Source organism: Prolixibacteraceae bacterium, from assembly GCA_019856515.1.
GTDB classification, from domain to species: domain Bacteria; phylum Bacteroidota; class Bacteroidia; order Bacteroidales; family Prolixibacteraceae; genus Halosquirtibacter; species Halosquirtibacter xylanolyticus.
Genome location: CP082230.1, coordinates 1,284,053 through 1,306,458 on the forward strand (window position 1 = coordinate 1,284,053; position 22,406 = coordinate 1,306,458).

The following is a 22,406-nucleotide window of genomic DNA, read 5'->3' on the forward strand; positions in this document are numbered from 1 at the left end:
GATAAATAATATAGGTACAACTTATATTATAATTCTTCGCCTACAACACCGATCAGTGCCATACGAGAGCCGATGCGTTCTGGAGGTAATGTACCAACAAACACATAACGATCATCCTTCTTAAGATAGTTTTTGTGAACCATCTCCTTCTCCATCCAAGACAAGAACTCCGATGTCACCGTTGGCATCTTAGGTAAGAAGAATGTTCGAACTCCCCATATCAAGGATAACGAATGAACCATTTTACGATGTGGGGTAAAAACAAATATATTGGCATCCGGACGATGACGTGCAATATGGGCAGCAGCAAATCCGGTTTCACTAATAACGATGATCGCCTTAGCTTGAATATCTTTGGCAAGAACCACTGCATTCTGAATGATGTGTCTACTATAAAAACAATCATCATTAATGGTTACATTAAACTGTTCATCATAAGGGAAAGCATCACTCACTTCCACGGAACGTATCACTTGACTCATCACCTGTACGGACTCAATAGGATATTGACCAGCAGCAGACTCTTCGCTAAGCATCACAGCATCTACTCCATCCATTACAGCAGAAGCGATATCATTTACTTCGGCACGCGTAGGCATTGGATTTTTCACCATACTCTCCAACATCTGGGTTGCCACAATTACAGGCTTAGCTTTCTTCTTACACTTCTTGATGATCTGTTTTTGCACAATTGGCACTTCAGAGAAGCTTGTCTCTATACCCAAATCACCACGTGCAATCATAATGGCATCCGTAGCGTCAATAATTTTATCTATTCTTATCAAAGCTTCAGGACGTTCGATCTTTGCAATGATCTGTGCATTACAATTAGCCTCATCAAGAATACTACGAAGTTGGTCGATATCAGTTGCAGAACGAACAAATGATATTGCAATCCAGTTGACATCGTTTTCAATTCCAAACTGTAAATCCTCCAAATCTTTTGCTGTCAGACAACTCTCTGAGATCGACGTGTCAGGGAGATTAATTCCTTTTCTACTTTTCAGTAACCCTCCAATAATGACTTCGGTTACAACCTCATCACCACTAATCTCTTTTACTTCTAAACGGATTCGTCCATCATCAATTAGAATAGTCTCACCGACCTGCACATCACTCGTAAACCCTTGATAAACGGTAGAGACCTTATCTGATGTTCCAATCACTTCACGTGTTGTAATAGTCAATTTTTGTCCAGGAGTAATTTCCACCCCATTATTCTCGACTTGACCAATACGAATCTTAGGACCTTGAAGATCCTGAAGGATAGAGAGATTGTAACTAAAATTGCTATTTATTTCACGAATATTCGCAATCACTTTGGCATGATCCTCATGGGTTCCATGAGAGAAATTCAATCGGAACACATTCACTCCAGATGCTGCTAGTTGAAGTAACATCTCCTTACTACTACTGGAAGGGCCAACAGTAGCCACCACTTTGGTTCTTTTTGATAAAAAATCCATTATATCTCTTTAATTAAACAAATTACTATTCGTTGAAACAATAAGTAGTAACACTTATTGCTCGATTTAAGACCATCAGTAAATTTAGTTAAATTAGGCTATGGGCAAAGGGATCAACAACATCATACATGATTAATAAACATCAGTTAACCTTATGAAACAATAATAATACTATGACACTATCGATTCAATAAAATCCCCTAAACCATATTTAGCCCTAAATAGCTCAAATAAATCATCGTCACTTTTTACTATAACCCAACAGGAGAAATAATGTTCTATAACAGGAGTTCTTTCATTTTTTAAAAATCGAAACATAAGAGAGGATAGACTTTTATCAGACAAAAAAACCCATCAATGATCATGTCATTGATGGGTCTATTATATTTTGTCTCCTACAATAAAGAGTAGGCACGTATTATCTTTTTGAAAACAGGGCAAAAATACTGAATATCTCTAGACGCCCAAGTAACATATTTCCACTTAACAGGTATTTTCCAAAGTCAGGAATAGAGCTAAAATTCCCTAGAGAGCTCACATTACCAAACCCAGGACCCACATTACCCATACACGTTGCAGAGGCACTAAATGAGGTAAAGAGATCAATATCCAATGCTGTTAAAGCTAAGGTTGTTGCAAAGATTACCACAAGATAAATGACAATAAAAGTAATTGCACCAGAGATTGTCTCTTCTGATAATGTCATCTTTCCGATCTTAGATGTAGCGACAGCTCTAGGGTGCTGAATTCTCTTTAATTGATTTAACATCCCTTTCCAAAGAATCATTACACGGTTTACTTTAATACCACCTGAAGTCGATCCTGCACAAGCACACTGTAGTGTAAAGAATATCAATATCATCTGAGTAAATGGAGGCCAAGCAGCAGTATCACATGTAGCAAAACCGGTAGTTGTACCGACCGATATTAATTGAAACGATGCATACCGTACCGCAGTAATAAAATCAGGATAATATCCATCTGCGACAAGTTTAATAGAGACCAATACTGTTGCTATCGCCATTCCTCCTAAATAATAGCGAACTATTGGAGAAGTAAAGACATTCGATCGTTTTCCTAAAGCAGTCATGTACAACAATCCGAAGTGGATTCCTGAGATCAACATAAAAAAGTTAATTACCATCTCAATAGATGCACTATCGAAAGCAGATACGCTCATATTCTTCGTAGAGAAACCACCGGTAGCAATAGTTGCAAAAGAGTGGTTCAGTGCATCAAACCAACCCATTCCACAAACCATTAATAGAATAGTTTCGGCTAAGGTTAAAACAAGATAGACCACAAGGATGATACGTATGGATTTCTTGGTTGTATATCTAAGGTCTTCTTTTGCAAGAGGTGATACTTCATTACTGTACAGGACCAATTTAGCTTGTCCTGACTGGGGCAAAATAGCCAATACAAAGATGATGATACCAATTCCTCCCAACCAGTGGGTAGAAGAGCGCCAAAAAAGAATCCCCTTGGGCAGTGTTTGTATCTCATTCAGAATTGTTGAGCCTGTAGTCGTAAAACCGGAGACACTCTCAAACACGGCATTGGCTAAGGTAAACTCTCCCCCAAACAATACATAAGGAACAATGCCAATAACACAGGAAAGTATCCATCCTAAGACAACAATGGCTAACCCTTCATGGTTACTAATATTGTCAATCTTAGGAATAAAAATATATGGTGAGACACCAAAGACAATAGCAAGAATACTACTAAAGAATAGAGCCAATTCACCTCCATCTCCATAACCCAAAGAGATTAGGAACGAGATGAACAGGAAAGTTCCATTCAACAAACAAACCAGCCCTAGTTGGCGAATAATCACATAACCTCTCATACAATAAGCTTACTGATTTTTATTGGTTAACTTTTTGATCACATCTGCTAAGTTCTTTAACTCGTCATCTGTTTGAATATTCACATCAAAAGGTCTTCCATATTTAAGACTATCACTAGCCCTATCTTTGATATGAAGAAGTGGTTTTACAAAGAAGTGATTAACAAGATAAGAGAAAATTGCAATGAATAGAAGAAGTGCGACCACCACCACAATACCAGGAATAATAGCTCTTCTAGCTCTTTCTTTTAAATTTGTAGACGTGGTATAGAGTGCATCTTGATTAATTTTCTGAACTTTTTTCACTTCATGACGCATCAATGTAAGCAAACGATAGGGTTTAGAGTAATACCAATCGATGGTTGCTGTTTGGTGATTAAACAGTGTAGAATCTTTCATCATATTGAGCGCAGAGAGATGTCGTCCTAAAGACTCAATACTAGACTTCTCAACGACATCTAAGGTATCATTCTTGACAACGTTGTAACCCTTGATGAAAATATTAGCTCCATCTTCAACCTCTTCGTATCCCTCATTCCATTGTCCTTGAAGAATTAAAAGAATACCATTATTTTGTTTATCAAGCCCTACCAGCATTTGGTTGGACGCTTCGATATTCTTATAATTTTCACCTAAAATACGATTAATGGATATCCCTATCTTAGAGAACTCTATTCCAGAGATGGCGCCAGCAGCAATCATTAATATTGCCATAATAAAAAAGCCAGCAAAGATTTTTACACGTATTTTCATTACTTCTTTCTAAAAATATAATATGAACTTAATAAGTACAGTTTTGAACGGTGATTTGTTCAATCTACTTTATAACACTTCGTAAAAAGTATCTTTGCACAAATGTAGAAAGAATAATAAGTATATCTTTGCAAAAAATTAAGAATCTATTTAATATTTTAGATTCGCGTAATTTTCACTGAAACAATAAGACTAACTATTAGGAGGAGGATTCAATCCTACGTCCTTATCATTGAAATATTTATTATATGCATAAATTATTTATTTATCCTATCTCTATCATTCGACTGATTCTTCTTTTCGTATACTCTTTTATACTGGTTTTCTTCGGGCTTATCATATGGTACTTGAGTGGTAAGAATATTCGTTTTGGTCAAAGTATTAGTTATATGTGGGGAAATGGAGCACTATGGCTTCTTAATATCCATGTCACGTACGAAGGAGAAAAACCGAAAGACGGAGGTATAATTATGTCAAATCATCAAGGGTATCTAGATATCTTCACCTTATTGGCACAAGGAAGATACTCTATTATCGCAAAAGAAGAGATTGGAAAGTGGCCTGTGATAGGCCGTGCAGCCGATATGATTCATATGATATTGGTGAATCGAAGAAGTGCAGCCTCTATGATGAAGGTGATGAAAACATTAGAGAAAGAGTTAAAAGATGGTAATAACATCATTCTTTTTCCTGAAGGAAAGACACATACAGGAAATAAGACGGCACCTTTTAAAAGAGGTTCTTTCAAAGTAGCAACAGACCTTGGTGTTCCAATTAATCCAGTTGCAATAATATACCATAATCCCAAAGATGCATGGACTGGTAGTGCTACTTTTGTACCACACTTTTTGAATCAAATGGGAAAATGGAGAACCAATTTAACTGTTGCATTTGGGCAACCGGTACAATCGGATGATCTAACCACTTTGATGACCATGACCAAAGAGGCAATAGATTCACTTATCGCAGCGAATACGAGTAGTTCTAAAAAGTAATGACCGAGAACTAGTCGTTAGTTTTACACATCGTTAAATATTACCTTTTTTGCGATGTGTAAAACCAATGATATCTTAATCAAAAGAACCAATTGTAAAGTAAAAAAGCTATTATACTAATTCGCAATAGTACTATTTTCCAATTGTTTTAAAGTTTCGCGTGCTGCCAAACGACCTATCTCCACTAAGTCACGAGACTTATCAAAATCAAATGTACTGCATAAATCACGTGGTATTTTAATCAAAACATCAGGTGGATTGTCTCTAAGAATATAGCTAGACAACTGTTCTTGCATCATATCAAACATATGGTTCATTGTTGAGAAGTATGATAAAGAGCTTTTCTTATCATGTTCATTCTCATTTTCATCACCTCCAAGTAAGTGAGAATATTTATGCACTAGAGAAACCACCTTCTCAAATACAGGTCCCTGCATATGGAATGGAAGAAGATGCTCCTCTTCAGTAGATTCCAACATTGCCATCATCGTTGCTCTTAGGTCTGGTTCCACATATGCATTCAAATCGACAGCGACATGCAGATGATGGTCTTCTTTTTGTATCCTATTGACAGGAATTGGATTACATACACCTCCATCAAATAAAGGGTCATCGTTATGAATTACAGGAGTTAAAAACCCAGGAATTGCAACAGATGCTCTCATCGCAGTCAATAAATCACCTCCATCAAATATTATCTCTTTACGGTTAACCATATCACTTGCGACAGCTACGTATGGCATAGGGAGCTCCTCAATGGTCATGCCTCCAACCCAATTCTCTAGATGACCAAAGACTCTTTTCCCTTGAATCAATCCCGTCTGTCCGGAGAAATCAAGATCCATCAGATGGAACACATCTAACCGATTTAGATTACAGATCCAATCAGTATACTCGTCTAACTTGCCAGCGGCATATAGACCTCCGATCACAGCCCCAATAGATGCTCCAGCAATAGAAGATATGGTGTACCCTTGATTCAGAATCTCCTGAATTACACCAATCTGTGCAATACCACGAGCCCCACCACTTGAAAGAGTTAAAGCAATCTCTTTTTTCATATTTTATAAGGTTTATCTTTTAATAATACAATAAAAGGAAACACTAAAACAGTATTTCCTTTTATAAAAATAGTAATTCTAACAAAAAAGTTCGATTTACTACATATTTTCCTTAATATAAACCTCTAAAAGTTTGGCTTGACCTTTCGGCTTTAAAGTAAAATTCTCCATCGATGCTGGCACCAAAACAGTTTCCCCTAAGCCAACCTCAACGGTTCCCTCTTCCCATTGAATCTCATATGCACCTTCTAAACACATATAGATAACAAAAGAGTCGAGTTTATTATAGCTCATTTCAATATTTTCAGTCAGCTCAAGAACATTTGTAGTAAAATACTTACAAGAAACCAATTCTGAAGACTCGTTGTTTTTCACTTCGTATGCAGTACGATAATTATCCTCTTTTGTGAAGTCAATAGCATCAACAGCAAGTTCCGTATGCAGTTCACGACCATTACCATCAGCATCTTTTCTATTGAAATCATAGATACGATAGGTTACATCAGAAGTCTGTTGAATTTCAGCGACCAATAGTCCGCTTCCAATAGCATGGACACGACCAGCAGGCATAAAGAATACATCACCAGCCTGAACCTCTTCTGTATTCAACATCTCCATCACGGTATTGTCCTCCACAGCCTTTACATACTCCTCTTTGGTCACCTCTTTAGAAAAGCCAGAGATCAAAGTACTTCCTTTATCGGCTTGAACGACGTACCACATTTCAGTTTTACCAAAAGCATTATGTCTCTCTTTAGACAGCGTATCATCAGGATGAACTTGAATAGACAGATCATCGTTTGCATCGATAAATTTGATTAGCAATGGAAATTCAGTACCGAAAGATTCATACACACTATCTCCAACAAGTTCTCCCATATACACTTCAATAAGATCTTGTAGATCATTACCAGCTAAGAAACCATTGGCAACAGTAGAGACATCTCCCTCAACACCAGAGATCTCCCAAGACTCTCCTGCATTTGGAAGAGGAGCTATCTTTTTACCTAAAATATCTTCTAACTTCTTACCACCCCAAATCTTATCTTTTAATATCGGAGTAAATTTGAAAGGATACAACCCTTTTAGACTGTCCATTTTTATATTTTTAGAATTCGAAATCAACACATGCGCGACCAACAGCGTACTGTTTGACCACTTTTACTGCATCTTGATGAAGAGGATGAACTTGATATATATCTACATCCGCAATTGAATCAAAATGCGTGATTAAAGCGACATCGAACGAATCAGACTGTAAAGTATAATGAAGCTGAACTTCAATATGTCTTAACTGTTCGATCTGTCCTTCAAGCCCCATTAGAGCCGCTTTAATTTCTTCTAATGCAGCCTTCTTATCTTCTGGTTGCTGAAAATCTTTCACTTTAAATAAAACGGTATGATTAATCATGATCAATTTTATATTTACGTTAGACTCACCAACACGAACAAAGGTAATAGAAAATAGTGTTCGTGTCTTCAATTTTCAAGCTCATAATACGTAAAAATAATTAACAAATCAAACTAAGTTTCGTCTATTGACATAATTTAAAACAAGATATCATCGTTATGTAAAAGAGGCCAGAAGTAAAAAAAAGTACTCTAAATCATGGTATAATTTTTGTACATTTACAAACTGGTAAGTTATTTTTAACGTAATCGACTTTTCTTGTAGGATGATGGATAGATATATTGGACGCTTTACACTGCTTATAATACTATTGGGAATGTTTTCATGCAAAATGACCTATAATATTCCTATTGAGCAATTGGGAGAGACAAGTAGTAAAATCCCACTAGAGGATGAAACAGTTCTTGTAGTAAACAGGGGAAATAATTTCCTCAGCAAATCACTTGATTCACTAACGATTCAAAGCTTTTTTCTTTCTCACAAACTAACTGGAGATACAATCATTAATAGTGATATTAGCACAACAATTGCAACACAAAGTATGGCTGATCAGCTATATCATCAAAACAAAGAGGTGGTTCTAGACTTAAATAGTTTTAAAAATGACACCACCACACAAGACTCAACACAAATAATAAAAGCCCCCCTCTCAGAAGCACAAATGTTGCTATTATATTCACAATATCGTGTACCCAAAGCATTGGTTCTAGAAGGAATTATCACACAAATAAACAGTACTGTTTTCGATTCACAATATAGTATGAAACTTAAGAATCTAGAAGTTGCTGGTAAATATATTGCTGTATGGAGATACTACGACCTTGTTCAGAACAAGGTGCTTTTCACAACAAAAAAGCAGGCATCACTATACTGGAATTCTGAAGGATACAATCTTAACACAATACTTAAAGCAATTCCTCCTTTTTATCAAATAAATGGTAATTTGGCATATGTAAGCAGTGAGGATATTGCGAAAAAGATCACACCTAAATGGGAGAAAAGCTCGAGAAATTTCTTTTTCTTAAACAAGAAATATGAACAGGAACTGATTATTCCACAAGTAAAGAAATTCGAATGGGGTAAGGTTTTAACCTATTTCAAAAAGTGTTTAGAAAGTGGTGAGTATAATTCAAATAAGTATAAGGTCTTTCACAACATGGCTATATGTGAAGAGATGATGGGATATCCAGAGAAAGCGATGGAACTAATTGATCAATCTTTAAATCTCAGATATTCATACCCTTCTAATTTTTATAAACAGCAACTGCTCGATTTAGAAGAATAAACAAAAATTAGTTAGGCATTCTCCTTCTCTATTTCCATCTTTTTTCACTAATTTGCAAAAAAAAGATATGGCAAAAAAGATAGATGTTCAAGAAGAAATGGTAAATGAAATTATCGAACAGGTTGCTCAAGTAATGGATCACTCTATTGGGTATCAAGAAGTGGCTCCTTTGATCGATAAAATCATCTCGATTACAGAAGAGGGACGAGACGATCAACGTATTTTTAACACAATTGCAGACCATCTTTCTCTTAAGAAAACAGATATGAGAGTAGAGCAAATCTACACAATCATCTCTCTTAATCCTTTAACACAGACTTATCAGCCTTTTCAAGATCCAAAATTGGAAGCGCTTAGAAAGCAAATGGAGTCGTAATCACAATTTAGAGCAAACCATATTCTATAAATAAAAGACTACTCCTTTGCTTTTAAACAAAGCATATTGAGCGGTCTTTTTTTCATCTACCTACAAATGAAAATCTTACACACATCTGACTGGCATATAGGACACAGACTACAACTACAGGATAGAACTGAAGAGCACAAAAATTTCTTTCATTGGTTAATCCAGACTATTAATAAAGAAGAGGTGGATGTATTGATCGTATCAGGAGATATATTTGATATCGGGTATCCATCCAATCAGATGTTACACCTTTATTATCATTTTCTACTAGAGTTAAAAGACTCTTTTTGTAAAAGAGTTATTATCACTGGTGGAAACCATGATCAAGCAAGTACACTTAATGCCCCAAAAGAGATTCTAAAAGCCTTAAATATTGATATCGTAGGTGGGATGCCCAATGAGATGGAGAAAGAGATTATTCGTATAGAGACTTCAAATCCTGAAAGGCCACTAGTCATTATTGCGACCCCTTTTCTTCGAGATAGAGAAATCCGAAAATCATCACCAGGCGAATCCTTTGAGACCAAGATGAAAGCGACAGCTCTTGGGATAGCAACACACTACAGAGAAGCCGTAGATCATATACTTGAAGACAACACAATCTCTCCAACTATTATTGCAATGGGGCATTTATTGGTCACAGGAGTATCCATGTCTGATAGTGAAAGAGAGATTCATATTGGATCACTTCAAGGAGTCCCAATAGATAAATTTCCTCCAGAAATCGACTATTTTGCATTAGGGCATATACATCGTCCACAAAAGATACAGGGAAATGATCATATCCGTTACTGTGGATCTCCGATTCCACTATCTTTTTCAGAGCATAAGGATATAAAAAAAGTAATTCTTGTTGACATCGATGATTCGGACGGTAATATATCGACCAAAGAGTTAGAGACACCAAAACTTCGTTACTGGAAAAGAACGAAAGGAACACTCGCAGAGGTTCAATTAACACTTCAACAACATCAATCTGAATTGGAGAAGAAAGATTGGTTTGAGATACAGGTTATAGAGCCAACCTATGACCCCAATATCATCTCAACCTATGAAAGTTGGCTAGAGAGTGAACGCGAAACTGATCAATATAAAATTATAAAAGAGAGTTTACAGTTTGATCAAAATGAGAACATTACGAGTGAACGAGATCAATACACAAAGGATCTTAGTGAAATGACAATTAAAGAAGTTTTTACCTCTCTCATAGTCGACAAGGGAATTGAAGATGATGAACTTTTACTACAAACATTAAATGAACTACTTCAGGATAATCCAACCTTATTAGATTAAGACTATGAAAATTCGTAACATCACCATAGAAAATATACATTCTCTAAAAGGTAGACATACCATTAACTTTGATCAGAAACCTCTTGCTGACACAGGTATATTTGCCATTATTGGACCAACGGGATCAGGTAAAAGTACGATATTAGACGCGATATGTTTGGCTCTCTTTAATCAAACACCAAGAACGGGGAAGTTATCGAAGAGTGAAGTGGCCAACTACGGCGCTATCATGACACGAAATACCAAAAGTGCACTCGCAGAAGTTACCTATGAAGTAAATGGACAGACATACCGTTCTAAATGGATGATCTCCAGCACACGAACAGGCACACTTCGTGATTACGACATGGAGCTCGTGAAGATCAATGATGGAGAAGATGAAATTATTTCAGTGAAGCGAAAGTATATTCCAACTGAAAATAGCCAAATCATTGGGTTGAACTTCGATCAGTTTATCAAATCCATGATGCTATCTCAAGGGGCCTTTACAAAATTCATTGAAGCCAATTCAAACGAACGAGGCGAACTGTTAGAAAAATTAACAGGCACAGAAGTCTATCGTAAAATTGGGATCGAAGCCTTCGATAGGAATAAGGAAGAACAACAGAAGCTAGAACAGTTAAAATTAGAGCTTTCATATCTACATATTCTAACTTCAGACGAATTACAGAATATTCAGTTAGAGAAGAGACAACTTCTTGAGAAGATAGAAAACTTATTTGCGGAACTTAAAACAGCACAAAGTCAGCAACAACTTCATATTCAAAAAGAGGGTATCATATCCCAAATACAGAAAGACCAAGCCACAAAAGATAATATAATAGAAAAGCTTCTGTCTTTCGAGAAGAAAAGAGAGCAGATCAGTCAACATGAAAAGATAACGCCTTACCTTGTTGATATAGATAAGTATAAGCAGAAAAAGAGTCTTTACATCGAAAGTAAAATTGCTATTACAGAACTTCTAGAAGTAGTAGAGCATGGAGCAACAGAATTGAAATTACATCAATCTTCTTTCGTTGAAGAGCAAAAACAATTAGATCTCGCAAAGGAACAATATCTAAAACTCCAACCTCTCTGGCAAGAAGTAGAACAATTAGATCAGAAGATTAATATCATTGCTGAAAATAGAGCAAGCTTAGAGAAACAGAAAGCATCGTTAACAAAACAAGAAAACCATCGCGCCATACAGATTCAGTCTATTGATAGTCAGTTGTCACAACTATCAATAGAACAAGAGAAGCAAAAAGATCTACTTGGACGTGAAAAAGAGATCGGGGCATATAAATTAAATATTACATTAAATGAATCAACTTATACTCAATGGATACAGTGTCGGAAAGAGATAAAGCAAATTATCCAACAACACTCAAATAATCCGACGATTATATCTATTGAACAGCAGTCTGAAATAGATGATAAGCTAACCCATATAGCAAATAGCCAACAAGCTGCTTTAGAATATATTAAAAAGAAGAGAGACGAGCTATCTGAACTTGATGAAACCTCTTTAGACAAGGAGCATCATACAAATTCGCTGCTATTATCATCCATTACATCTCTTAAGACACTTTTGGAAAAAGAGCAAGAGATCAAAAATCTTATTGATCAAGAGATGAAAAATCAAGATCGAATTGATGGAGAACTTACTGAGTTAAGGCAAGAGCTAGAACATAAGAAAGGACGACATCAGATCTTGCAATTAAGACTTAAAGAGCTATTGACCAAACAAAAGAGAGAGGTATTAGAGGCAAAATACTCTGATGACCGTCAAAGACTGACTGAGGGAAACCCATGTCCTCTTTGTGGGGCATTAGAACACCCCTATAGAGAACATGATAGAGAGACGAATATAGATAATACATCAAAAGAGATCAACAAGGCGGAAGAACAAGTGGCCTCCGAACAAAAAGTACTCGATAAGTTACAACAAAATCTCACGAAACTCCTTACTACAAAAGAGCAAGGAGGGGCATGGATTAAAAAGTGGAAACAGTTACTGGTTGAACAACAAGAAGCAAAACATAAACTTACAACCACAAAATCCTATTTAAACAACTCCCTTTCTCAACTAAATCTAGAGCAAAAGAAACTAGAGGATAGACAAGACCAAATCGATCAATTTAAAAAGCTCTTTGGACAACTAAAAGATGCAACAATAAGAAAGGTAATGATTGACGAGCTCCATCAGAAATATGAGCTACTCCATGGTTATCAAAGTAATCTTCGTTCACATGGATTCCATAAAATCGAATCACCTCTGCTGCTAAAAGAAGAGATTGATAACCGAAAGGAAATGATTTTACACTTCGAAAAAGCAAAAGATCAATCAGAAAGAGTTGTAAAACAGGTCAACGATCTGCATTCTCAAAAACAGATCCATATCTCAGAGAAAAAGAGTGAGAGTCAACAAGCACAAACTCTAGAGAAAGAGATGGAGGATATTGGTAATGAACAGTCTAAAATAGCAAAAAAACGCATATCTCTTCTCGATGACAAATCACCAAAAGAGGAGGAGAAGCGCTGGCAAACCAAACTGACAGATCAGCAAGAGCATGTTACAATTCTGGAAAAGAAGAAGATCGTTGCAAATGAAAATCATGAGTTCCACAAAAAGAGTTTAAAACAAAACGAGGTAGAGCTAGATCAGATCACAAAAGAGTTTAATAGCCTATCGGAACAGATCCATGATATCATTACTCCTTTGGGATACTCTAACATTGAATCACTAATCCAAGATATTCTTTCTCAAGAACGTTATCACTCCTTAAAAGAGGAACTCAAACAGCTTGAAGAGCAAAAAATACGCGTATCGGAGTTATTGACACTTTCAGAAGAGAGACTCAAAAAGATCAGATCAGAAGTTGAACCAAATAGAGATATTACTTTTTGGAATAGCACCTTAGAGACACTTCAAAATCAACACAATGACTTATTGAAGGAGATGGGTATCATTGAAAACAAGTTAAAACAAAATGATCTCAACAAGAAAAATGCAAAAAAGCTAATTGAAGAGGTCGAGAAACAAAGTAAAGAAACCGTAAAATGGAGAAACCTTACGGAACTGATCGGTGATGCTAGTGGAAATAAATTTGCTAAATATGCACAAGAGTTAACACTACGAAAACTATTGTATCATGCCAACAAGCACTTGAATAATCTTACAGACAGATACTGGATTAGCTATCAAAAAACAGATAAGATTGATGACCTATTTATTGTGGATACTTACCATGGTGACAGTATGCGGTCAGTGAAGACTCTTTCTGGAGGAGAAAAATTTATTGTCAGTCTATCCTTAGCAATTGCACTTTCTGAGCTAGCGGGAAGAAAAACTCAAATCGAATCACTATTTATTGATGAAGGTTTTGGCACACTAGATCAAGAAGCATTAGACATTGCTCTCAATGCACTTGAGAAGCTTCAAGTCGAGCAAAACAGAACTATTGGAATAATTAGCCACGTGAAAGAGATTAAAGATCGTATTGCGACCCAAATATCTTTACAAAAGCAGAATAATGGGTATAGTACACTAGACATAATTTCATAAATCAAAGTACCAAAAATGAGTCATCATCACTGAAATGTGGTAAAAATGTTCGTTTTTTACTTGACAGATAAAATCCATGTACCGATAGGACGTTTTTTAACCTATAAAGTGATGGTGTTCCGTTATATTTGTGACAGATACGAATAATAAATAAATCATTTAAAATGATAAAGAAAAACATATTCTTTGCCATCACTCTTACGCTTGGATTAACCGTAAACATAAAAGCACAAGAGAGCAAAACTTGGAATACTTTTCTTCAACAGAAGAGTGATAAACAAGTGACAGATCTTCCTGACTTTAGTTATGCAGGATATCACAGAGGAGAAAAAGCCATCCCTGATGCGGACTATAAAGTTTTTGACGTCACTAAGTTTGGAGCAAAACCAAATGACAAGAGGTCTGACCGCAAAGCGGTTCAAAAAGCAATTCGTGCAGCGGAAAAGAATGGTTCTGGTATTGTATTCTTCCCAGCAGGCGAGTATCGCTTACAAGAGAAAAAAGATCCTACCAAGCCAATTACCATTAGTGGAGACAAGATTGTCCTGAGAGGAAGTGGATCAGGCGAAGGGGGAACAAAGCTCTATTTTGCAAAAGATCTTCCACCTAAAGATCCAAATAAGCTTTGGACATGCCCATATTTTATTGAGTTCACAGCAAAAGGGAAAGATGCCTATATCTCAAACGTACTTAATGATCTTGAGAAAGGAGAATCAACAGTTCATCTATTATCTGCATCAGGACTAAAAGAGGGACAATGGGTATATATCCGTTTGAGCAATACAGACCCAGACCTTATCGAACATGAGATGTGTGGCTGTAAAGTGGATAAATCATGGAAGTCAATAAGAGAAAAGAAAGGTATTTATGTAAAAGAGTACCATCAGATTAAATCGATCAATGGAAATAAAGTAACTTTCTACGAACCTGTAATGCACAAAGTGGAGAGTCAATATGGTTGGAAACTTTACACTTTCGCTTCTAGTGAAGAGGTAGGAGTTGAAGACATTGCTTTTGTTGGAAATTGGAAAGAAAACTTTATTCATCATAAGAATCCTCTTCATGATGGTGGTTACTCTGCTGTAAAATTAGGACGTGTCGTTAATAGTTACATGCGTAGATGTTCATTTCATGATTTCAACAGAATATCTCATATTTCAGGTTCAGCCAATGTATCTGTTATTAACTGTGTTATCACAGGGACTCCAGGTCACAGTTCGATAGGTGCGAGTGCATCGTCAAGAGTATTCTTAGGTAAAATCGATGATCAATCATCACAATGGCATGCACCAGGTGTTGCTAGTTCTACTATTGGAACAGTGATTTGGAGAGTTCGATATACTGACAAAACTAGTTTTGAATCCCACGCATCACAACCGAGAGCAACTCTTTTCGACTGTGTTGAAGGTGGTTTCTTTTTAGGTCGTGCAGGAGGTGCAAGACAGAATCTTCCAAATCATATGGAAGACTTAATTTTATGGAACTTTAAAGAGACTGATAAAGCAGAGAGTGGTTTCGAATTTTGGTCATCAAAAACATGGTTCTGGAAACTTCTACCTCCAACCATCGTAGGTTTCCATGGTGCAGGAACAACATTTGAGGCTTCACAAGTAAAGATTGATGAGTCACACGGAACACCTGTAAAACCAGAATCTCTTTACGAAGAGCAACTAAAACTTAGATTAGGCAAATTACCCAAATGGTTAGTAGAGCTAAAAAAGGTTGAGTTCAAATAGAACAAATATACTATTACGAAGCCATTACTTTTGCGTATTGGCTTCGTGATAGATATCTCTCACATTGCACCTTACGATCATATCCTAACATGATCCCCAACATAAAGTCTTCTTCTGCAGAGAGCTCATTGAGCGGTTTATCACAGATCTTCTTCACAATTTTAACACACTCCTTTGCTCCAAAAAACACATTCACCTTCGAATTGGTAACATCCTGAATATGGTAGTCGATATTTGATCCTTCAAGCCGTTTAATTGCCTCTTGTACCATCATACGCCCCATAGTATGTAATACCAAATTCCTCAGCCCTTTTTTATATTCATATACATGATGCACAAAAACTTTCATAATACCCCCTTATATTAAAATTAACAGACAAAAAATAAGCCATAAAGAGATTGCTCCCCTTATGGCTTTCACACACGATGTTTTATTTCAACAATGATTTAAAGCTTTCTACCCAATTGGTTACCCTATCTTCTGTTTCATCATCTGCATTATCTTGGTCTAACGGTAGTCCAACGAACTTACCATCCACCACTGCTTCTGACTCTTCATAGTCATAACCATCTGTATCTACAGCGCCAACTAAAGTACATCCTTTATCCTTTACCGCTTCATAAACCTTACCCATACCGTCAACGAAAGTATCGCTATAACTCTCTGCATCTCCAAGACCAAAGAGAGCAATTACTTTACCGTTAAGGTCTGCTGATTCAAGATCATCAATAGATCCTTCCCAATCATCTTGCAAGTCACCACTACCCCAAGTAGAAGTTCCAAGAATAAGATTATCATACGATTCAAAATCAGAAGATGACATATCATCAACATTAAGAATGGAAGCATCACCACCAAGCTTTTCTGCAATCATTTCAGCAACACTCTCCGTATTACCTGTGGTAGATCCAAATACAATAGCTGTTTTACCCATAATCTTATTATTTTATTTATTAGGATGACACATTAGGCCATTCATTCATATAATTTTGAGAGATTTAATTTTCTCTCTCTCATTTGTCTTAGACAAAACTATCAATATATATGGGGCATATCAATCACCATTTATAGGGATTTTATGCTTATTTATTCTAAATAAAACAGACAATACACAATCTATCAAACAGTTAACCAATACCTACTTTTAATGAAAAAAGCTACACCCTCGAAAGGATGTAGCTCAAACAAATCAAATATGTATTATCTATGATTAAAAATTGTAGTAAAAACCTACATGTAAACGATAATAAGCTACAGCCTCGGTATCACCAGACTCAAAAGCCATATCATAAGTACCACGAACCTGAACTCCCATATAGTCATTCGCTTGGAATAATAGACCTACTTCAGGAGCTACAGCAAACTGCCAAGCCTTATCACTCATGGATATACCTCCCACAACAGTATCTCTGTCATTATAGATAGTACCAACACCACATCCTATAAATAACTTCATTTTATCTCCTCCAGAGAAGTAGTAATGAGCATTAGCATATAGTGGCACACTATAAAGGTAATGATAAGTCTCTCCGTGTAATGTCCCATTATTAATGGTCATATCCATCTCACCAAAATCCTCATAAAAGCTTTGGAATCCAGCTGATATACCCAACGATATTTTATCGTTCATCATATGACGAAAGTCCATAGAGAAACCTCTAAAACTTGTTGGACTTACAAAATCAACAATATCACCTGATGGAAAGCCCATGGTATAGTCAATAAAGAAAAGGTTCTCTGTTGACATGGTGGAGGTCGTCATTTCTGTATCTGCATATATTTGTGCTTTACTCACCCCCATACATATAAAAAGCGATACAGCTAAAAAGAGAATATACTTTTTCATACTCTAATATTTTTTCATTTAACAACTATCATTGACTAACTGTACCTTCTAAATAAGGTGACTGTTTAAAGGCCTGGTCTACATTGGTCTGAATACGAGCATTAATATTACTACCTTCAAGTAACCCATTAATTACACCTACCCATACAGCTCCAATTTTTTCTTCTTTATCAGTATTTTTGCTAGGATCTAACATCTCAACAAAAACGGTACCTGTATCATAAGTAGTATAGTACATTGGATAGCCATACCAAGGGTAATAACCACCTCCCCAGCCCCAGCCAGGATAAAAACCGGGGTAATCACCCCACCAATACCACCAATCGTCATACCAATATTGATTTACCCAAGTAGTTGTAACAGCAGAAACAGTAACAAAAAGGTCTGGTTCAACGACACCTTCTTCTGCTTTTGTAAGTTGTGTCCATCCCAGTGCATCTAAATTTTCTTTCACACTAGCCAATAAAGTTTTGTCATAACTATGGCTCAACAAATTTTGGTCATCTTTAGGAACCAAGAACATTACGGTGTCAGGCATCTGATATGTCTTCACATCCCCAAACTGTTTTCCTTTATCATAATTAGTATAGACTACATCATAATCACTAATATACTCTGGACCGCGATCCTCACAACCCATAAAGGCAAACACAGCGACAATGATTGCCAAAAGATTTAAATATAAGCCTCGTTTCTTCATGCGAAATAGTTTTAATTCATTTATCTCTAGTTATTATCAAACACATAGATTTGCTATATGGTTCAATCTCACAGCAAAAAAACACTGTAAGATCTTCTATTTTAACTATCTAAAAAGGAAACAAAATGAAACATTAGATTGTTCAATAAAATAAAAAAAACACTCTAAATTGTTGAAATCATGAATCAGAAGTCTATCAAAAAGTATCCAATTCACATTACATTATACCGTAATGCTACGATGAGGATCGAACATTTTGGTATTAATATTTTAACCGATCCGATGCTCTCTGACAAGGGCTCATTTATGTCTTTTGTTGTACCTGATAAAAAAAACAACCCAACAACGGATCTTCCTGTACCAATAGAGAAGATATTAGAAGATATCGACGTAGTACTCATCTCACATCTACACCCTGATAAGTTTGATCAAAAAGCAATGGAGCTGATTCCAAAAAACAAACCTATCATTTGTGTATATGAAGATTCGATTATCTTAAGAGAGATGGGGTTTAGAAATGTTCATACTATCAATGACACGTTAAAGTGGAAAGATGTTACAATACATCGCCAAGACGCAAGTCAAGGGGAACACGAAATTGAAGATCAACTAGGGAAAGTTACAGGATTTATCATTGAGGCCCCAGGGTATGATACCCTATATTGGGTAGGAGACAGCATATTAGACAATGATGTAAGAAAGAATATTCACAGAACCAAGCCTGAGATAATCATTACCCATTCAGGAGGAGCCTTACATCTTGGTGAACATCAAATACTGATGAATAGTGATGATACAGTAGAGATCGCAAGACAAGCACCAGAAGCAAAAGTTGTAGCTGTCCATTTAGATGCTTTAGATCACTGCTTAGAAACTCGCGAATCATTAAAACAGAGGGTGAAAGAGGCAAAAATACACAATATCTTTATTCCTTTGGATGGACAAAGACTAACATTATAAAACGACAAAAGGTAACCCTCAATAGGTTACCTTTTTTGTATATATTTCCCTGAAAACAATAGCTGACTATGACAAAGTCTCAATCATAACATCAACAGATACTTGTTGCTGTTCACCTGTTTCCATATTTTTAAGTGTTACGACCCCCTCTTTCATTTCAGACTCACCCACCAAAACAACATAAGGAATTCCTTTTGCGTTCGCATAGGTCATCTGTTTCTTCATCTTAGCATTGTTCCCAAAAATTTCACTTGAGATACCTGCTTTTCTTAACTTAGAGATGATTGGCAAACAATATAGCTCCTCCTCTTTTCCAAAGTTAACAAAGAACACTTTTGTAGTCGTAATACTATCTTTGGGAAAAAGATCCAACGACTCCAATACATCATAAATACGATCTGCACCGAAAGAGATACCAACACCTGAAACATCTTTTAGCCCAAAAATACCTGTAAGATCATCATAACGACCTCCACCTGTAATTGAGCCCATGACAGCATCTTTTGCTTTTACTTCAAAAATTGCACCGGTATAATAGTTCAATCCTCTAGCTAATGTTAGATCAAGTTCAATCTCTACATCTAAATCAAACAAGGTCAAATATCCAAAGATTTCACGAAGTTCCTCAATTCCTTTCATCCCAACTTCAGAAGATCCGATAACCTCTTCGATCTGCGTCAGCTTCTCTTGATTGGTTCCACTTAACTGAAGAATAGGTTGAAGTTTTTCGACTGCACTTTCAGATATCCCTTTCTCTACAAGCTCCTTATTGACATTGTCTAGACCAATCTTATCAAGTTTATCGATAGCCACAGTAATATCGATCATACGATCTGCAGCACCAATCGTCTCAGCAATACCTGCTAGCACTTTTCGATTGTTTAACTTGATCACCGTACGAATACCTAAACGACGATAAACCTCATCCACAATTTGGATAAGCTCCACTTCATTCATTAGTGAATCACTACCAACCACATCTACATCACACTGATAGAACTCACGATATCGACCTCTTTGAGGACGATCAGCACGCCATACAGGCTGAACTTGGTAACGTTTAAATGGAAAGTTGATCTCATTTCTATGTTGTACCACATATCGTGCAAAAGGAACAGTTAAGTCATAACGCAACCCTTTCTCACTCAACTTATTGGTTAACTGAGGAATCTTACGCTCTGAAAAGTCTGCATCAGTAATTTTCTTTGTAAAATCACCTGAATTTAGCACTTTAAATAACAGTTTATCTCCTTCTTCCCCATATTTACCCATCAAAGTTGAAAGGTTCTCCATGGCAGGAGTTTCTATAGGTTGGAAACCATAAAGCTTAAACACCGAACGAATCGTATCGAAGATATAGTTTCTTTTGGACATTTGTTCAGGTCCAAAATCTCGTGTTCCCTTTGGTATGGACGGTTTTTGTGCCATCTTAATCTATCTAGAGTTTTTGTTTATTACATCTTTAAATAATCTACACCACAGATTTACAGAATCTCCAAACGTAGAAAAGCACAAAATTAATCATTTATCCCATAATAATTCGATTCAATACAACTCTTTATCCCCTCAAATACTCTTTTTTCACTAAAACGAAGCTATATTTTGTCACTAAATGAGTAATTCAGAATGCTTTAAAATATAAACATAAAATGTTTTATTCTGTTGGTTTTTATATCTTTGGGGAAAGAAAATTGCACTTTTATATACAATAATTAAATTATTGGTCATTTGGATTTCCTAATCACTAGGAAAGCATTTTCTTTGTGTTCGTTTCTTTGGAGGGAAAGAGACAGATAGAAGTATCAACATCACAAAGTACAATTTATGAAAAAAACATTATTACTCCTAGCACTATTACTTCCAGCACTCAGTTGGGGGCAAGAAAAAGATGCTAAACCTAAAGTATCTATTCACGGTTTCATCCGTACAGACGCAGTTGTAGATAGCCGTCAAAATGTTTATGCATTAGAAGGATTGTATTCCGTTTTTCCTAAAAAACCAGAGTTAGATTCAAATGGACAAGACCTTAACGATCAAGCTTCTGCAAGAGAACTGAGCTTATTCTCAAGACTAAGCTTTAGAATTACAGGTCCAGACGTTTTCAATGCAAAAACAAGTGGGTTATTCGAATTCGACGCTATTGGAAGTACAGGAGCTGCAGGAACAAATAATGTACTTCGTTTTCGCCATGCATATGTAAAATTAGATTGGCAAAAAAGTTCACTACTCGTAGGGCGTTCTTGGCACCCATTGTTTGTAACGTCAACATTCCCTGTTGTATTGAACCTAAACACAGGTATTCCATACCAACCTTTTAACAGAGCACCACAGATCCGTTTTACGCAAAATTTAAATAAGACCTTAAAAGCACAAATCACAGCATGCTATCAAAGTCAATATTCAAGTGTAGGGCCAGATGGAAAATCTCCAGATTACCAACGTAATGCAGTGGCTCCAAACATGAACTTCCTACTGAAAACGGAATCAAAGAACTTTAAGGCAGGAGTCGCATATGATCTTCTTACACTTCAACCATTCAACGAAACAACCATTGATGAAAAAACCTATAAGAACACAGACCTATTGACTTCTCATCGCTTTATGGCATATGCGGATCTTACGTCAGGTGATTTCGAGGTAAAAGTGAAAGGGATGTATGGACAAAACATGAGTGACCAGCTTCTGGGAGGAGGGTATGCTATCACGAACATCAATCAAAACAACGGTAAAGTGGACTATACACAAAGCTGTAATGCTAACGGATTTGTAGAGTTCTTCTATAAAACATCTGATCGCTTAAAGCTTGCCTTATTTGGTGGATACATGAAAAACTTCGAATATGAGGATGATATATACCAATCAGGAGAAGATACTAAAAATAATGTATTTGGTAAATACACAGATGTAGACTACAGCTACCGTATTGCGCCAGCAGTATACTATAAGGTAAAAAACCTACAACTTGCTGCTGAATACGAATATACAGTTGCCGCATACGGAGACGTAGACTATAGCAACAAAGCGAAGATAAGCAACAGTGAAGAAGTAGCAAACAATCGTGTTACGCTTTCATTGTCATACTTCTTCTAAGAAA

At 36.3% G+C, this 22,406-nt stretch carries 19 protein-coding genes; 8 read left to right on the forward strand and 11 right to left on the reverse strand.

Going from position 1 to position 22,406, the window contains the following annotated elements; translation table 11 throughout:
* Positions 1-26: 26 nt before the first annotated feature.
* From pyk to K5X82_04355, 3 genes are all read right to left on the reverse strand, one after another.
* The gene (gene pyk, locus K5X82_04345; GenBank protein QZT38134.1) at positions 27-1,466 is read right to left on the reverse strand and encodes a pyruvate kinase; all 1,440 of its coding nucleotides are present in this window, start codon (positions 1,464-1,466) and stop codon (positions 27-29) included.
* A 418-nt stretch (positions 1,467-1,884) separates the two neighbouring features.
* Entirely contained in the window at positions 1,885-3,318 is a 1,434-nt protein-coding gene (locus K5X82_04350) for a TrkH family potassium uptake protein (protein QZT38135.1), read from the reverse strand.
* Between the two features lie 9 nt (positions 3,319-3,327).
* Positions 3,328-4,071 (reverse strand): hypothetical protein, encoded by a 744-nt coding sequence (locus K5X82_04355; protein QZT38136.1) that lies wholly within the window; start codon positions 4,069-4,071, stop codon positions 3,328-3,330.
* 248 nt (positions 4,072-4,319) lie between these two features.
* On the opposite strand from K5X82_04355, the gene K5X82_04360 reads away from it, so the two are divergent.
* Positions 4,320-5,066, forward strand: coding sequence for a 1-acyl-sn-glycerol-3-phosphate acyltransferase (locus K5X82_04360; GenBank protein QZT38137.1), 747 nt, complete (start codon positions 4,320-4,322; stop codon positions 5,064-5,066).
* A gap of 116 nt (positions 5,067-5,182) precedes the next feature.
* Here the strand turns inward: K5X82_04360 and K5X82_04365 are convergent, their stop codons facing one another.
* From K5X82_04365 to K5X82_04375, 3 genes are all read right to left on the reverse strand, one after another.
* Entirely contained in the window at positions 5,183-6,127 is a 945-nt protein-coding gene (locus K5X82_04365) for a patatin-like phospholipase family protein (GenBank protein ID QZT38138.1), read from the reverse strand.
* 99 nt (positions 6,128-6,226) lie between these two features.
* Positions 6,227-7,225, reverse strand: a complete 999-nt coding sequence (locus K5X82_04370; protein ID QZT38139.1) for a class I mannose-6-phosphate isomerase — start codon at positions 7,223-7,225, stop codon at positions 6,227-6,229.
* A gap of 10 nt (positions 7,226-7,235) precedes the next feature.
* Positions 7,236-7,538, reverse strand: coding sequence for a Dabb family protein (locus K5X82_04375; GenBank protein QZT38140.1), 303 nt, complete (start codon positions 7,536-7,538; stop codon positions 7,236-7,238).
* A gap of 265 nt (positions 7,539-7,803) precedes the next feature.
* On the opposite strand from K5X82_04375, the gene K5X82_04380 reads away from it, so the two are divergent.
* The 5 genes from K5X82_04380 to K5X82_04400 all read left to right on the forward strand — a co-directional run bounded on the left by K5X82_04380 (position 7,804) and on the right by K5X82_04400 (position 15,805).
* On the forward strand, positions 7,804-8,823 hold the full coding sequence (locus K5X82_04380; protein ID QZT38141.1) for a DUF6340 family protein: 1,020 nt from the start codon (positions 7,804-7,806) through the stop codon (positions 8,821-8,823).
* Positions 8,824-8,890: 67 nt separating this feature from the next.
* Positions 8,891-9,199, forward strand: coding sequence for a hypothetical protein (locus K5X82_04385; GenBank protein ID QZT38142.1), 309 nt, complete (start codon positions 8,891-8,893; stop codon positions 9,197-9,199).
* 96 nt (positions 9,200-9,295) lie between these two features.
* Positions 9,296-10,522 carry an exonuclease subunit SbcD gene (sbcD, locus tag K5X82_04390; GenBank protein QZT38143.1) on the forward strand — a complete coding sequence of 409 codons (1,227 nt, stop codon included), beginning with the start codon at positions 9,296-9,298 and terminating at the stop codon, positions 10,520-10,522.
* Positions 10,523-10,526: 4 nt separating this feature from the next.
* The gene (locus tag K5X82_04395) at positions 10,527-14,069 is read left to right on the forward strand and encodes an AAA family ATPase (GenBank protein QZT38144.1); all 3,543 of its coding nucleotides are present in this window, start codon (positions 10,527-10,529) and stop codon (positions 14,067-14,069) included.
* Positions 14,070-14,233: 164 nt separating this feature from the next.
* A complete protein-coding gene (locus tag K5X82_04400; protein ID QZT38145.1) occupies positions 14,234-15,805 on the forward strand; it encodes a DUF4955 domain-containing protein in 1,572 nt (523 codons plus the stop codon).
* 13 nt (positions 15,806-15,818) lie between these two features.
* Here the strand turns inward: K5X82_04400 and K5X82_04405 are convergent, their stop codons facing one another.
* From K5X82_04405 to K5X82_04420, 4 genes are all read right to left on the reverse strand, one after another.
* Positions 15,819-16,154 (reverse strand): DUF2023 family protein, encoded by a 336-nt coding sequence (locus K5X82_04405; GenBank protein QZT38146.1) that lies wholly within the window; start codon positions 16,152-16,154, stop codon positions 15,819-15,821.
* Positions 16,155-16,236: 82 nt separating this feature from the next.
* On the reverse strand, positions 16,237-16,740 hold the full coding sequence (locus K5X82_04410) for a flavodoxin (protein ID QZT38147.1): 504 nt from the start codon (positions 16,738-16,740) through the stop codon (positions 16,237-16,239).
* A 276-nt stretch (positions 16,741-17,016) separates the two neighbouring features.
* Positions 17,017-17,652 (reverse strand): hypothetical protein, encoded by a 636-nt coding sequence (locus tag K5X82_04415; GenBank protein QZT38148.1) that lies wholly within the window; start codon positions 17,650-17,652, stop codon positions 17,017-17,019.
* Positions 17,653-17,680: 28 nt separating this feature from the next.
* The gene (locus K5X82_04420) at positions 17,681-18,352 is read right to left on the reverse strand and encodes a DUF4136 domain-containing protein (protein QZT38149.1); all 672 of its coding nucleotides are present in this window, start codon (positions 18,350-18,352) and stop codon (positions 17,681-17,683) included.
* 180 nt (positions 18,353-18,532) lie between these two features.
* Here K5X82_04420 and K5X82_04425 point away from each other — a divergent pair, with 180 nt between their 5' ends.
* A complete protein-coding gene (locus K5X82_04425; GenBank protein QZT38150.1) occupies positions 18,533-19,312 on the forward strand; it encodes an MBL fold metallo-hydrolase in 780 nt (259 codons plus the stop codon).
* Between the two features lie 66 nt (positions 19,313-19,378).
* Here K5X82_04425 and hisS read toward each other — a convergent pair whose 3' ends face one another.
* Positions 19,379-20,740, reverse strand: coding sequence for a histidine--tRNA ligase (gene hisS / locus K5X82_04430; protein QZT38151.1), 1,362 nt, complete (start codon positions 20,738-20,740; stop codon positions 19,379-19,381).
* Between the two features lie 396 nt (positions 20,741-21,136).
* On the opposite strand from hisS, the gene K5X82_04435 reads away from it, so the two are divergent.
* Positions 21,137-22,402 carry a hypothetical protein gene (locus K5X82_04435; GenBank protein ID QZT38152.1) on the forward strand — a complete coding sequence of 422 codons (1,266 nt, stop codon included), beginning with the start codon at positions 21,137-21,139 and terminating at the stop codon, positions 22,400-22,402.
* Positions 22,403-22,406 lie beyond the last annotated feature (4 nt).